The organism is Kitasatospora sp. NPDC024654, assembly GCF_055559155.1.
In genome coordinates, this window is sequence record NZ_JBVHLF010000022.1 from 1 (window position 1) to 13,131 (window position 13,131).

Sequence of the window (13,131 nt, forward strand, 5' to 3'; positions counted from 1 at the left end):
GAGTCGTACTCCTTCTCGACGGCGGCGTCCCGGGCCGACTGCGAGGCCGAGGGCATCACGCCGACCCGGTAGGTCACGTGGGTCGGGAACGGGTGGCTGGCGCCGGCGGCGGTGGCAGTGGCGGGGGCCGCGCCGGCCAGGCCGAGGCCGAGCGTGGTGGTGGCGAGTGCGGAGCCGGCGGCCACGAGCCGGCGGATTCGAGGGGACGGTCGAGGGGACATCAGCTCTCCGGTGGGGAGGAGGGAGTTAGGAAAGTTTCTTAACTTAGCCAAGGGCATGTCAATACCCGTGCATGACCCCGCGCCGGACCCGACACGGCACCCCACGCGGCGCCGCGTGATCGATGATGGGAGCCGCGCGGGCCGTGGTGGTCCGTCAGGGACGCCCACCGGCAGATCGGGGCACGGTTATGACGGAGCATCTGGTGGTCATCGGCGCGGACGCGGCGGGCATGTCCGCGGCCTCCCAGGCCCGGCGGCGACGCGGGCTCGACCAGCTGCGGATCACCGCCTTCGAGCGCGGCACGTTCAGCTCGTACTCGGCCTGCGGCATCCCGTACTGGGTCGGTGGCGAGGTCCCCGGGCGCGACGCGCTGATCGCCCGGACACCCGCCGAGCACCGGTCCCGCGGCATCGACCTGCGGCTGGGCACCGAGGTGGTGGAGATCGACCCGGTCGGCCGCCGGGTGCGCGGTCGCGAGCTCGCCACCGGCGCCGAGCAGTGGACCGGGTACGACCACCTGCTCATCGCCACCGGCGCCGAGCCGGTCCGCCCGGACCGTCCCGGCTTCACCGCGCCCGGTGTGCACGGGGTGCAGACGCTGGACGAGGGTGCGGCGCTGCTGGACTCGCTACGACACGGGGTGCGGCAGGTGGTGGTGGTCGGCGGCGGCTACATCGGCGTGGAGGTGGCCGAGGCGATGCTGCGCCGTGGCCTGGAGGTCACCATGCTGCACCGCACGCCGGAGCCGATGCCCACCCTCGACCCGGACCTCGGCCGGCTGGTGCGCGAGGGGCTGGAGAGGCTCGGCGTCGCGGTGCTGCCCGGCACCGAGGCGCTGGAGGTGCTGCTCGGGCCGGACGGGCGGCCGCGCGCGGTGCGCAGCACGGCCGGCGAGCACCCGGCCGACCTGGTGGTGCTGGGGCTCGGGGTGCGGCCACGGACGGCGCTGGCCCGGGCGGCCGGCCTGCCGCTCGGCGTCTACGGCGGGCTGCGCACCGACGAGACGATGCGGGTGCTCGGCACCGAGGACGTCTGGGCCGGCGGGGACTGCGTCGAGGTGCTCAACCTGGTCTCCGGCCGTCACCAGCACGTCGCCCTGGGCACCCACGCCAACAAGCACGGGCTGGTGATCGGCACCAACCTGGGCGGTGGCCGGGCCGCCTTCCCCGGCGTGGTCGGCACCGCGGTGACCCGGGTGTGCGACCTGGAGATCGCCCGCACCGGGCTGACCGAGCGGCAGGCGACCGCGGCCGGCCTTCGCCACACCGTGGCGGTGGTGGAGTCGACCGCGCAGGCGGGCTACCTGCCCGGGGCGCCCCGGCTGACCGTCAAGATCCTGGCCGAGCACGGCACCGGGCGGCTGCTCGGAATGCAGATCGTCGGCGGACCGGGCGCCGCCAAGCGGATCGACGTCGCCGCGGTCGCGCTGGCCGGCCGGCTGACGGTGGAGCAGCTGGTCCACCAGGACCTTGGCTACGCGCCACCGTTCTCGCCGGTCTGGGACCCGGTGCTGGTGGCCGCCCGGAAGGCGGCCAACCAGCTCTGAACAAAGGTCAGTTGACGTAGATGCTGGGGCTTCCGGCCTGGCTGGTGTCGGTCACCGGGCCGTAGGCGGCGGTGAAGTACCCGGCCGAGAAGCAGGTGGCCGGGCCGCTGCTCAAGGTGAACGGCTGCGCGTTGAAGCTGATGCTCTGGTCGGTGTTGGAGGTGGTGCCGGAGAGGCTGCTCGGCGAGGCCTGGTAGCTGCAGGTGACCGTGCCGAGCAGGGTCTGCAGCACGATGTCGGTCTGGACCGGGCCCGTGGTCGGGTTCAGGGTGACCGGGCTGCCGGTCGCGTCGCTGACGTCGTTGCTGTAGCTGAGGTTGTCCACCGTCACGCTCTGCACGCCCATCACGCCCGGGATGTTGACCGCGCTGCAGTTGCCGAAGGTCTGGCTGGTCAGGGTCTCCACGGCGGTGCCCGGCGCGCTCGGGTTCGAGGCGACGGTGGCGGTGAAGCCGGAGGAGGCGCAGCTGACCCCGGTGCCGCCGGCGGCGGTGGAGTAGAGCGTCGCGGCGGTGTTGGGGCTGAGTGAGGCGGTGAGCGCGTCACCGACCGCGGCCGGGCTGCCGCCGGCCGAGCCGTAGGTCAGCACGGCGGGGCCGTCCGCCGAGGCGGGCAACGCGGGCAGCACGGCGGCGGCGAGGGCGGTCAGGGCCGCGCCGAGGTAGAGACGGTTGCGCACGGGAGTTCCTCGTTTCCACTGGGGTGGGGTGGGATGGGGAGGGAACGGGGGCCGAGGGGGCTCAGCGCTGGACCGTCGAGCTGCCGGCGGACGCGGCGAGGGCGCCGGTCAGGTCGCTCAGGCTGGTGTCCAGGGCGAGTGTGGTGTCGGTCTGCTGGAAGCTCACCGAGCCCTGGCCGGCGCCCGAGGGCAGGCCCATGACCAGGTCGATCACCGGGTCGAGGATGCCGCCCAGGCCGCAGCCGGTGGCGCCGGGCACGCTGAAGGTGTTGTCCACCAACTGGGCGCCGGTGAACGAGGCGATCAGGGAGTGGTGGCCGTTCGGGTCGCCGGCCACGCTGATCGTGCCGGGGCTGCCGGTCATCGGTTGGGCGGGAGGCGGAGGCGCGGTACGGCCGGTGGTCGGCCGCAGCACGATCGGCGAGGTGTCCGAACCGAGGTAGCAGTCGTCGCCGAAGAAGAGGTTGGACAGGTGGAGTTTCACCGGGAGTTGGAACACCGGATAGGACTCGCCGGCCGCCAACGGGGTGAAGTCAGTGACCGGACCGGCCAGTTCGACCTGGGCGAAGATACTCGTGATGCCGGGCAGGAAGTTGGTGATGCCGGGGATGGTGATCTGGGCGGGCTGCGCGTCGAGCAGCGCGGCGCCGGTGGGTGCGACGGTGCGGTACTGGTTGGCGGTGCTGCCGTCGGGGAACTTCACCACCGGGGCCGACTTGTCCCAGTAGACGCCGTACTGCAGCGTGATCGGCGAGGTGAGCGGCACCGTGGTGGTGCCGACGGTGAAGCTGCCGGCCTGGGTCACCGAGACCACGCAGCCGACCTGGAGGTTGGTCGGGTCGGTCATGGCCGGTGCGGTCACCGGACAGGCGCCCATCCCGGTGTACGGGCCACCGGGCGCGCCGCCGGCGGCGTGTGCCGGGACGGCACCGACCAGGAGGCCGGTGGCGGCAGCGGCGACGGCAGCGATCCGGCCAAGTGACCGAGGGGCTCGAGGCATGCGGGGGTACTCCTCACGGCACGGGGGTGAGCGGGAGCAACGGGACAGCCCCGCCGGGGAGTTCGGAGCAGTCCGCTCGGCGCCACGAGCGGGTGTACGGCCGGAGAGCCGGCGGGTCCGGACGGCTGCCACCGCGGCCCGCCTTCGCCATACTGGGGGCGTCACGAGTTCGCCGCGCCCTCCTCCGAACCCGCCCGGCGGGCTGCGGAAACCGGCACTGCCCCGAGGCCGGATAGCCCCCGAGGCCGGGAAGCAACAGTGCCGAAACATTGAAAACCTGTGAAGGTTCTAAACCTGACTCTTCGTCATCGTCAAGGGATGGCACACGAGTTGACAATAAATCTTGAATTCGCCACGCTGTCCGACGAGTCCGTGCTACCGGGCACTCGTAGTGGCCGGGATCCCGCCCGGTCGATCCGCCGTGGACCGAGCCGGTTGCCCCCCGAAGTGGTGGCGGCGACCCAGCGTGACCGGCTGCTGGACGGCGTGGTGCACACGGTGGCCCGGCACGGCTACGCGGGTGCCCGGGTGAGCGACATCTGCCAGGCCGCCGGGGTCACCCGGCCGGTCTTCTACGAGCAGTTCAGCGGCAAGGAGGAGGCCTACCTGGCCGCGCACCGGCACGGCACGGCAGTGGTGATCCGCCGGATGGAGGAGGCCTTCGCGGCGCAGTCGGACTGGTGCGCCGGGGTGCAGGCCGCGCTGCGGGCACTGCTGGCGATCCTCGCGGAGGTGCCGGCCTTCGCCACCATGGCGGTGGTCGAGCTGGACGCGCTCGGACCGGCCGGGCGGCTGGTGCGCGAGCGGCTGCTGACCAGGTTCCGCCGGCTCTTCGCCGAGTGTCCGGCGCCGCCGGACGGGGTGGCCGCCGAGCTGCTCACCGACACCGTGGTGGGCGGGCTGCACGCCAGCATCTACCGCTGCATAGCGGCCGACCGGCACGCCGAACTCCCCTACCTGCTACCGACCTTGGCGCAGTTCGCGCTGGCGCCCTTCCTCGGTCCGGTGGAGGCGGCCGAGCGGTTGGCCAGGGCCGAGGCGGCTGGGGCGCCGTGGCCCAAGCCGGTGCTCGCCTGCACCCTGGACCGGCCCGGGCGGTCCGCGGCCGCGGACCGGCGGGCGGCGCGGGCGCACCCGGAACCCCTTGACCCTCCGTCGACCGCGAGATAACTTCCAGTGAACTGCCACGGAGGTTGTCGCTATCATCAACTCCCCTGCCAGGGATGGTGGTTGGCTACTCCCGTGGACGCTGTCCGCGCCAGGACGACGTGTTGGTGAACCACCGGTCCACAACGACACCCTGGAGCACACATGGCCATGTCCGAAGCGTCCACGCCGGAGCCGGTGGCACCCGGCCCAGGTCGGAAGGGGCGGGTCCGGCTACGTCGAGCGGCGCTGATGGCGGTGCCGGCCGTCGCGGCCGGAGCCGTCCTGATGGGGCTCACCGCGCAGGGCGTGCTGGCCGCCCAGTTCTCCATCTCCGGCATGGCCTTCTCCGTCACCGCCGACCGGCTGGACGGCACCGGGTTCGAGCAGTTCGGCGCGATGGACCACATGATCCCGAACAGCCCCAACGCCGGGAAGACGGGCGGCCAGGTGCTGGTCGCGGTCTCCGCGGTCAAGCAGGCCACGCTGACCAACCTGTGCCAGAGCGTCAACCTGGGCGGCACCAATCTGAAGATCACCGCGGGCAACCAGGGCACCCCGGTGACCGCGAGCGAACTGACCACCGACTCCGACCTGCTCACCGGCGACGCCCAGTTCGGCAACATCCAGATCGGCGGGGACGCCAGCACCCTGAACGAGGCGGGGGTGGCGGGTCCGGCTGGGGTCTTCGGGCAGCAGTCGGACACCGTGACCATCCAGAACCTGCGGCAGGACAACTACGCCACCACGGCGGCGTCGTTCAAGCTGCCGGGGCTACGCCTCAGCTTCAGCAGCCAGGGTTGCTGAGGTGACGGACGAGCCGGAGCCGGAGGGGGCGGACCCCGGGATGAGGGCCGAGGTCGAGCCCGCCGTTCCGGAGGCCGCCGTGCCGGAGCCCGTCGCGTGGGAGGTCGCCGCCGCCGAGGTCGGGGCCCCTGAGGTGGAGGCGCCCGTCCCCGCGTCCGCCGTCGCCGCTCCCGTCGTCCCCGTCGCCCGGGTCCGGTCCTTCGCCGCCTGGCGGGGTCGCCGGCCGTTCTGGGGTGGCCTGCTGGTCACCCTGGCCGGTGCGGAGATCCTGGTCACCGAGAAGGCGCCGCTGCCCGTCATCCTGCACATCGGCATGCAGGGTCTGGCGGGCTACCTGGTGCCGATCCTGCTGCTGGTCACCGGCCTGTTGCTGCTCTTCAACCCGGCCCAGCGGCTGTTCTACTCGATCCTCGCCGTGCTGCTGACCCTGGGCACCTGGATCACCTCCAATCTCGGGGGCTTCCTGCTGGGCATGCTGCTCGGATTGATCGGCGGCTCGCTGGCCTTCGGATGGCTGCCCGAGCAACCGGCCCGGCGTCGCCTGTTGCGGCGCGGCCGGGGTGGCTCGGCGACCCCGGCCTGAGGCCGCCAGCCAGGCCGAGCGGCGTCGAAACTGAGAATCCTGCCCGATATCGGGCAGGATTCTTGGTTTATTCCGACCGTACGCCTAGGCTCGCTCTCCGTGTCCACCACTCCACCACCCCAGTACGGCGACCTGCTCGCCCACCTGACCCGCACCAGCGCGCTGGCCCCGGGCGAGGCCGCCCGGGTGGTCGCCGAGGTGCTCGCGTACTTCAACGAGACCACCGGCGAGTACGTCCAGCGCCGGCATGCCGAGCTGCAGGCGCGTGGACTGACCAACGAGCAGATCTTCACGCGGATCGCCGAGGAGCTGCCCGCCCGCCGGGTCGTGGCACCCGAGCTGTCGGCCCGCCAACTGCGCCGCATCGTCTACGGCTGAGCCGCCGAGCCCACCCGCCGGGCCCCGCCGTACCCCACCCGTCCCTCCCACCCTCAGGAGAGCCACCAGCCATGTGCGGAATCGTCGCCTACATCGGCCCCAAGGACGCCACCCCCTTCCTGCTCGAAGGCCTGCAGCGCCTGGAGTACCGCGGTTACGACTCGGCCGGGGTCGCCGTCACCGGCAAGGGCGCGGGCCTGAAGGTGCGCAAGACCAAGGGCCGGGTGGCCGACCTGGCCGCCGCCGTGCCGGCCCGCTTCAAGGGCTCCACCGGTATCGGCCACACCCGCTGGGCCACCCACGGCGAGCCCAGCGACGCCAACGCCCACCCGCACCTGGACAACGCCGAGCGCTTCGCGGTGGTGCACAACGGGATCATCGAGAACGCCGACCAGCTCCGCGAGAAGCTCACCGCCGAGGGCGCGGTGTTCCGCTCGGAGACCGACACCGAGGTGCTGGTCCACCTGGTCGCCGCGCACGCGGCGGAGGGCACCGAGCTGGAGGAGGCGGTCCGCTCCGCGCTCGCCCTGGTGGTCGGCACCTACGGCATCGCCGTGCTCGACGCCGAGCAGCCGGACCGGATCGTGGTGGCCCGCAACGGCAGCCCGATCGTGCTCGGCATCGGTGAGAAGGAGATGTTCGCCGCCTCCGACGTCGCCGCGCTGGTCCGCTACACCCGCCAGGTGGTGCACCTGGAGGACGGCGAGCTGGCCGTGGTGCGGGCCGACGGATTCCGCACCTTCACCGAGGACGCGCGCCCGACGAACCGTCAGCCCTCCACCGTGGACTGGGAGATCGACTCCTACGACACCGCCGGGCACTCGCACTACCTGGTCAAGGAGATCCACGAGCAGCCCGCCGCCGTCGAGCGCACGCTCAGCGGCCGGCTCGACGAGCGCTTCGCCACCGCGCACCTGGGCGGCCTGAACCTGGAGCCCCGGGAGCTGCGCGACATCCGCCGAGTGAAGATCATCGGCTGCGGATCGGCCTACTACGCCGGCCAGATGGGTGCCCAGCTGATCGAGGAGCTGGCCCGGATCCCCGCCGACAGCGAGCCGGCCTCGGAGTTCCGCTACCGCAACCCGGTGATCGAGGCGGACACCCTCTACGTCGCGGTCAGCCAGTCCGGCGAGACCTACGACACGCTGGCCGCCGTGCAGGAGGTCAAGCGCAAGGGCGGTCGGGTGCTGGGCGTGGTCAACACGGTCGGCAGCGCCATCGCCCGGGCCTGCGACGGCGGCATCTACCTGCACGCCGGGCCGGAGATCTCGGTCGCCTCCACCAAGGCCTTCACCTCCACCGTGGTCGCCTTCGCGCTGCTGGCACTCCACTTCGGCCGGATCCACGACCTCTCGCCGGCCGACGGCCGCCGGATCGTCGAGGGCCTGAAGGCACTGCCCGGCCAGATCCAGGAGATCCTGGAGCAGGAGAAGGAGATCGCCGCGCTGGCCGCCGAGTACGCCGACTGCCAGGGCATGATGTTCATCGGCCGGGTACGTGGTTACCCGGTGGCCCGGGAGGGTGCGCAGAAGCTGAAGGAGATCAGCTACGTGCACGCCGAGGCCTACCCGGCAAGCGAGTTGAAGCACGGCCCGCTGGCCCTGATCAGCCCCGAACTGCCCACCGTGGCGCTGGTTCCGGACGACGAGCTGCTCGACAAGAACCTCACCACGCTCGGTGAGATCCGGGCCCGGGCCGGTCGGGTGATCGCGGTCGGCCACCGCGTGCACGACCCGAAGCTGGCCAACCACAGCATCACCGTCCCCAAGAGCGAGCCGGAGCTGGACCCGCTGCTGCTCAACATCCCGCTGCAGCTGCTCTCCTACCACGCGGCGGTGGCCCTGGAGCGGGACGTCGACAAGCCGCGCAACCTGGCGAAGAGCGTGACGGTCGAGTAGGCGCCCGCCGGCCCGGCGCGGATCGCTCCGCGTCGGGGCCGGCGGTTGCGAGGGATGGCCCATTCATAGGATGATCCCCGTGCCTCTTGTCTATTCCTGTTCCGGAAGGGGTCCCAGATGCGGAGACCGCCATGGGTACCCGCGGGCATGGATCTTGACCGGCCGGCCGCGGCTCGGGTGTACGACTACTACCTCGGCGGCTCGCACAACTTCGCCGCGGACCGCGAGATGGCCCGGCAGGCGATGAAGCTCTGGCCCGACCTGCCGTTGATCATGCGCGCCAACCGGGCCTTCCTGCGCCGTTCGGTCCAGTTCCTGGCCGAGCGCGGCATCACCCGCTTCCTGGACATCGGCTCGGGCATCCCGACCTTCGGGCCGGTGCACGAGGTGGCCCGGGAGATCCATCCGGAAGCCCGGGTGGTCTACGTGGACAACGACCCGGTCGCCGTCGCGCACAGCCGCCTGCTGTTGCAGGACGACCCGCTGAGCCGGGTGGTGCAGGCGGACCTCACCGACCCGGCCGACCTGCTGGACCGCCCCGAGGTGGCCGAGCTGCTGGCCCCCGGTGAGCCGGTGGCGCTGCTGCTGGTCGCCGTCCTGCACTTCGTCGGCGACGAGCAGGACCCGGAGGGCATCGTCCGCACGCTGCGCGACGCCCTGCCGCCGGGCAGCGCGATGGCGCTCAGCCACGCCTCGCTGGAGGGCCGTCCCGACCAGGCCGACTCCCACCAGGACCTCTACGCCAGAACCCCCAACCCGCTGACCATGCGCGGGATCGAGCGGATCACCGGCCTCTTCGAGGGCTTCGAACCGGTCGAGCCCGGCGTGGTCTTCCTGCCGGAGTGGCGGCCGGAGGATCCGACCTCGGTGGGTTCGCATCCGGAGCGGATGACCGGCGTGGCCGGGGTGGGGCTGCGGACGTGACCACGGCCCGGGCGGCGGACGAGCGTGCCGTCGCCGCCTTCGCGGAGGACTGGGCACGGCTGCTGCGCAGCGGCCAGGGCGCCGCGATGCACCCCGTGGCACTGCGCCGGCTGGTCAAGCGGACCAGCGCGCTGCTGCACCAGGCCCAGCAGCACGAGGGACCGTTCGACACCGCCCCCGCCGCGGAGGCCGGCGCGCTGCTGGTGGACCACCACTTCACCGACCCCGACCTGCTGGCCCGGGCGGTCCAGCTGCTCCAGACCAGCGAGCTGTCCCCGGCGCTCTCCGGTGCCTTCGCGGCCGGGTGGGCGGCGGCGCTGCGTGAGCGCACCCTGCGCGAGCAGGAGGCCATCCGGCTGGCCGCCGACACCGCCCGTCGGGACGCCGAACGGGCACTGCGGGAGTCCGAGGCCCGGTTCCGGGCGCTCTTCGAGAGCGCGGCGATCGGGATCGGCATCGGCGACGTCGAGGGCAACATCCTGGCGGTGAACAAGGCGCTCCAGGAGATCTTCGGTGCCCGTCCGGAGGACATGCGCGGCCGCCGGGTCGACGACCTGGTGCACCCGGAGGACACCCCGGGGGTCTGGGAGGCCTACGAGGAGCTGGTCAGCGGCAAGCGCGAGCACTTCCAGTTCGACAAGCCGTACTACCGGGCGGACGGCGAGGTGGTCTGGACCCACCTGACCGTCTCGCTGATCCGTGACGACGAAGGCACCCCGGTGTACCAGGTGGCGATGTTGGAGGACATCACGGACCGCTACCGGCTCCAGGAGCGGCTGCGCCACCAGGCCACCCACGACCCGCTGACCGGGCTGCCGAACCGTTCGGCCTTCTTCGAGCGGCTGGAGGCGCTGTTCGAGTCACCCGAGCCGGGGGCCCGGTTCGGGCTCTGCTACGTCGACCTGGACGGCTTCAAGGTGGTCAACGACAGCCTGGGCCACGGGATGGGCGACCAACTGCTGGCCGCCGTGGCGCTGCGGCTGGAGACCGCGCTGCGCCCGCTCGGGCACCTGGTGGCCCGGCTGGGCGGCGACGAGTTCGTGGTGCTGCTGGAGGACTGCCGGGGCGAGCAGGAGGCGGTCGCGGCGGCCAAGACGGTGCTGGCGGCGCTCGCCAAACCGGTGCCGATCGACGGGCACCGGTTGGCGGTGGGTGCCAGCGTGGGCGTGCTGGAGCGGCCGGTCGCCGCGACCACGCCGCTGGCCGCGGTACGCGCCGCCGACCTGACGCTCTACCGGGCCAAGGAGGAGGGGCGAGGCCGCTGGACGCTCTTCGACCCGCAGCGCAACGCCCGCGCGGTGAGCCGGTACGCGGTCTCGGTGCGGATGCCGGTGGCGCTGGACCGCGGCGAGTTCTTCATCGACTACCAGCCGCTCTGCGACCTCGCGAGCGGCCGGCTCGCGGCGGTCGAGGCGCTGGTCCGCTGGCGGCACCCACAGCTGGGCGTGCTCGGCCCGGACGAGTTCATCGGCACCGCCGAGGAGACCGGGCTGATCATGCCGCTCGGCCGCTGGGTGCTGGAGCAGGCCTGCGGCCAGGCGGCGGACTGGGCGGCCCGGTTCGGCGACCGGGCGCCGCAGGTCAACGTCAACCTGGCGGTCCGGCAGGTCCGCAACGCGGGGCTGGTCGGCGACATCGACCGGATCCTGCGCTCCACCGGGCTGGACCCGGCCCGGCTGCAACTGGAGATCACCGAGAGTGCGGTGGTCGGCCCGGAGGACGAGTCGCTGCGGTCCCTGCACTCGCTGGTCGACCTGGGCGTCTCGCTCGCCGTCGACGACTTCGGGACCGGCTGGTCCAACCTGGCCTATCTGCGCGACCTACCGGTCTCCTGCCTGAAGATCGCCGGCTCGTTCGTCAGTGACCTGAAGGACTCCGGCAAGGAGCAGGTGCTCGGCTGGCGGATCGTGGGCGGTCTGGTCTCGCTCGCCCACACGCTCGGGCTGACCGTCACGGCGGAGGGCGTGGAGAACGCCGACCACGCCGGGCGGCTGCGCGAGATGGGCTGCGACCGGGCCCAGGGCTGGTACTTCGGTCGGCCGGCCCGGCCGGAGGAGATCGTCCGCCGGATCACCGGGACGGACGTTCGCTAGCGCCGGGTCGCTGGTCACCGCCGCTTTCTCTCTTGACAGTTGGGCATGTACGGGCCACCTTGGCGGGACCGACGACAAGGAGTCCCGCTGTGCAGAAGCCTCTTCTCGGCGCGCTCGCCGCCCTGCTGCTCGGTTCGGCCAGCGCGCTGGCCGGCGCGGTTCCGGCGCAGGCCGCCGTCCCGGTCGGGTCCACCGTCGCGCCCGCGACCACCGTGAGCTTCGCCGGGACGGTCGCCCTGAGCGACTGCTCCGGCTCGGTGGTGCGGATGCCCGACTCCGTTGCCACCGACCCGGCCCTGGTGCTGACCAACGGTCACTGCCTGGAGACCGGCATGCCCGACCCGGGGCAGGTGATCACCGACCAGCCGTCCAGTCGCAGCTTCACGCTGCTGAGCGCCTCCGGCGGCAGACTCGGAACCCTGCGGGCGAGCAAGGTCGTGTACGCCACCATGACCAACACCGACGTGACGCTCTACCAGCTCACCAGTAGCTACGCGGCGATCCAGCAGCGCTACGGCATCAGCCCGTTGACCGTCTCGCCGGACCATCCCACGGTGGGCGAGCCGATCGAGGTGGTCTCCGGGTACTGGCGGACCACCTACTCGTGTGGCATCGACGGCTTCGTGTACCAGCTGCACGAGGCGAACTGGGTCTGGGACGACTCGGTTCGCTACACCTCGACCTGCGACACCGTCGCGGGTACGTCGGGTTCGCCGGTGATCGACACCAACACCGGGTTGCTGGTCGCGGTCAACAACACCGGCAACGAGGACGGCGAGAGCTGTACCCTCGACAATCCCTGCGAGGTCGACCAGAACGGCAATGTGACGGTCCATCGGGGAACCGACTACGCCGAGGAGACCTATCTGTTGCCGGCCTGCTTCGCGCCCGGCAACCAGCTCGACCTGACGCTGCCCGGGTGCACGCTGCCCACCCCCTGACCGGTGTTCCCCGGGCGCCGGTCGGGACGTCCTCGGCCGGGTGCGCCCGCGCGACACCCGTGGCGCTGATCGCGGCCGCCGGGCCGCTCTCCGTGGTGCCGCGGCGGAGCCGGCCCGTGGCCCAGACGGCGGCGTGGGCTTGCCTGCCCGCGCCGCCGTCCGCGTCGGGCCGCCGTCCGCGTCCGGCTGCCACCCGCGTCGGGCCGCCGGCCCGGCGACCGTTACCGGGCGCCGACCATCCGCAGGACCAGGGTCGCGTAGCGGTCGCCGAGCTGTTCCGGGGTCTCGGTGCTGCGCTCGTTGTACCAGCGGGCGACGTCGATGCCGAGCGAGGTGACCGCGCGGGCGGTGGTGCGGGTGGTGGCCGGCGGGACGTCGAAGAGGCCGGCCGCGACGCCCGCCTCGATCACCCGCATCACGGTGTCCTCGATCCGTCGGCGCAGCTCGGCGACCACCTCGAAGTCCTCCGCCGGCAGTGCCCGCAGCTCGTAGTTGACGATCCGCCCGACGGTGTGGCCGCGGGCGTGCCAGGCGGTGAACGCCGCCACCAGTCGGCGCATCTGCTCGCGCGGGTCGGTGCTCTCCGCCACCGCCGCCTCGACCAGCGCGAGCGTGCCGGCGTGCCCGTTCCGGCTGATCTCGGCGAGCAGCGCGGCCTTGGAGGCGTAGTGGATGTAGAGCGCGGCCGGGCTCATTCCGGCGGCGGTGGCGATGTCGCGGGTGGTGGTGGCGTGGTAGCCGCGGGTGGCGAAGGCCTCGACGGCGGCGAGCAGCAGCCGCCGTGCGGCCTCGGGCCGGTCCCCGGGCCACAGGTCGGCGAGGTGCTGCGGTTCGGTCATGAGCGACATCCTCGCATGGGGCGGGTCACGGACGGTTGACAGTGTGGCCCGGGGACAACATGCTAAGCAAGCGCT

The 13,131-nt window shown here is 72.4% G+C and carries 12 protein-coding genes and 1 pseudogene; 9 read left to right on the forward strand and 4 right to left on the reverse strand.

Annotation, left to right across the window (positions count from 1 at the left end; genetic code table 11):
- A pseudogene (locus ACZ38L_RS15690) lies at nucleotides 1-221 on the reverse strand (glycosyl hydrolase family 8); the annotation flags it as partial.
- A gap of 188 nt (nucleotides 222-409) precedes the next feature.
- On the opposite strand from ACZ38L_RS15690, the gene ACZ38L_RS15695 reads away from it, so the two are divergent.
- Nucleotides 410-1,768, forward strand: a complete 1,359-nt coding sequence (locus tag ACZ38L_RS15695; protein WP_465693200.1) for an FAD-dependent oxidoreductase — start codon at nucleotides 410-412, stop codon at nucleotides 1,766-1,768.
- Nucleotides 1,769-1,775: 7 nt separating this feature from the next.
- On the opposite strand, the gene ACZ38L_RS15700 is transcribed toward ACZ38L_RS15695, so the two are convergent.
- Nucleotides 1,776-2,447 carry a Tat pathway signal sequence domain protein gene (locus ACZ38L_RS15700; RefSeq protein ID WP_465693202.1) on the reverse strand — a complete coding sequence of 224 codons (672 nt, stop codon included), beginning with the start codon at nucleotides 2,445-2,447 and terminating at the stop codon, nucleotides 1,776-1,778.
- A gap of 61 nt (nucleotides 2,448-2,508) precedes the next feature.
- Nucleotides 2,509-3,447 (reverse strand): hypothetical protein, encoded by a 939-nt coding sequence (locus ACZ38L_RS15705; protein WP_465693204.1) that lies wholly within the window; start codon nucleotides 3,445-3,447, stop codon nucleotides 2,509-2,511.
- A 435-nt stretch (nucleotides 3,448-3,882) separates the two neighbouring features.
- Between ACZ38L_RS15705 and ACZ38L_RS15710 the strand changes: the two genes are divergently transcribed.
- The 8 genes from ACZ38L_RS15710 (at nucleotide 3,883) to ACZ38L_RS15745 (ending at nucleotide 12,217) form a co-directional block, all read left to right on the forward strand.
- A complete protein-coding gene (locus ACZ38L_RS15710; protein WP_465693207.1) occupies nucleotides 3,883-4,617 on the forward strand; it encodes a TetR/AcrR family transcriptional regulator in 735 nt (244 codons plus the stop codon).
- A gap of 141 nt (nucleotides 4,618-4,758) precedes the next feature.
- Nucleotides 4,759-5,400, forward strand: coding sequence for a DUF6230 family protein (locus tag ACZ38L_RS15715; protein WP_465693209.1), 642 nt, complete (start codon nucleotides 4,759-4,761; stop codon nucleotides 5,398-5,400).
- A 1-nt stretch (nucleotide 5,401) separates the two neighbouring features.
- Nucleotides 5,402-5,983, forward strand: coding sequence for a DUF6114 domain-containing protein (locus tag ACZ38L_RS15720; RefSeq protein WP_465693211.1), 582 nt, complete (start codon nucleotides 5,402-5,404; stop codon nucleotides 5,981-5,983).
- 99 nt (nucleotides 5,984-6,082) lie between these two features.
- The gene (locus ACZ38L_RS15725) at nucleotides 6,083-6,361 is read left to right on the forward strand and encodes a hypothetical protein (RefSeq protein WP_465693213.1); all 279 of its coding nucleotides are present in this window, start codon (nucleotides 6,083-6,085) and stop codon (nucleotides 6,359-6,361) included.
- A gap of 71 nt (nucleotides 6,362-6,432) precedes the next feature.
- The gene (glmS, locus tag ACZ38L_RS15730; RefSeq protein WP_465693215.1) at nucleotides 6,433-8,259 is read left to right on the forward strand and encodes a glutamine--fructose-6-phosphate transaminase (isomerizing); all 1,827 of its coding nucleotides are present in this window, start codon (nucleotides 6,433-6,435) and stop codon (nucleotides 8,257-8,259) included.
- A gap of 117 nt (nucleotides 8,260-8,376) precedes the next feature.
- Nucleotides 8,377-9,183, forward strand: coding sequence for an SAM-dependent methyltransferase (locus tag ACZ38L_RS15735; protein WP_465693217.1), 807 nt, complete (start codon nucleotides 8,377-8,379; stop codon nucleotides 9,181-9,183).
- Nucleotides 9,180-11,276, forward strand: a complete 2,097-nt coding sequence (locus tag ACZ38L_RS15740) for a putative bifunctional diguanylate cyclase/phosphodiesterase (RefSeq protein ID WP_465693219.1) — start codon at nucleotides 9,180-9,182, stop codon at nucleotides 11,274-11,276. Before ACZ38L_RS15735 ends, ACZ38L_RS15740 begins: the two co-directional genes overlap by 4 nt.
- 89 nt (nucleotides 11,277-11,365) lie before the next feature.
- Nucleotides 11,366-12,217 (forward strand): trypsin-like serine peptidase, encoded by an 852-nt coding sequence (locus ACZ38L_RS15745; RefSeq protein ID WP_465693221.1) that lies wholly within the window; start codon nucleotides 11,366-11,368, stop codon nucleotides 12,215-12,217.
- Nucleotides 12,218-12,438: 221 nt separating this feature from the next.
- Here ACZ38L_RS15745 and ACZ38L_RS15750 read toward each other — a convergent pair whose 3' ends face one another.
- Nucleotides 12,439-13,056 carry a TetR/AcrR family transcriptional regulator gene (locus tag ACZ38L_RS15750; RefSeq protein WP_465693223.1) on the reverse strand — a complete coding sequence of 206 codons (618 nt, stop codon included), beginning with the start codon at nucleotides 13,054-13,056 and terminating at the stop codon, nucleotides 12,439-12,441.
- Nucleotides 13,057-13,131 lie beyond the last annotated feature (75 nt).

What these genes read in the sequence shown, in the direction of transcription:
- ACZ38L_RS15695 (WP_465693200.1), top strand. Translation starts at nt 410, where the DNA reads ATGACGGAGCATCTGGTGGTCATCGGCGCGGACGCGGCGGGCATGTCC.
- ACZ38L_RS15705 (WP_465693204.1), bottom strand. Translation starts at nt 3,447, where the DNA reads ATGCCTCGAGCCCCTCGGTCACTTGGCCGGATCGCTGCCGTCGCCGCT.
- ACZ38L_RS15715 (WP_465693209.1), top strand. Translation starts at nt 4,759, where the DNA reads ATGGCCATGTCCGAAGCGTCCACGCCGGAGCCGGTGGCACCCGGCCCA.
- glmS (WP_465693215.1), top strand. Translation starts at nt 6,433, where the DNA reads ATGTGCGGAATCGTCGCCTACATCGGCCCCAAGGACGCCACCCCCTTC.
- ACZ38L_RS15735 (WP_465693217.1), top strand. Translation starts at nt 8,377, where the DNA reads ATGCGGAGACCGCCATGGGTACCCGCGGGCATGGATCTTGACCGGCCG.
- ACZ38L_RS15750 (WP_465693223.1), bottom strand. Translation starts at nt 13,056, where the DNA reads ATGACCGAACCGCAGCACCTCGCCGACCTGTGGCCCGGGGACCGGCCC.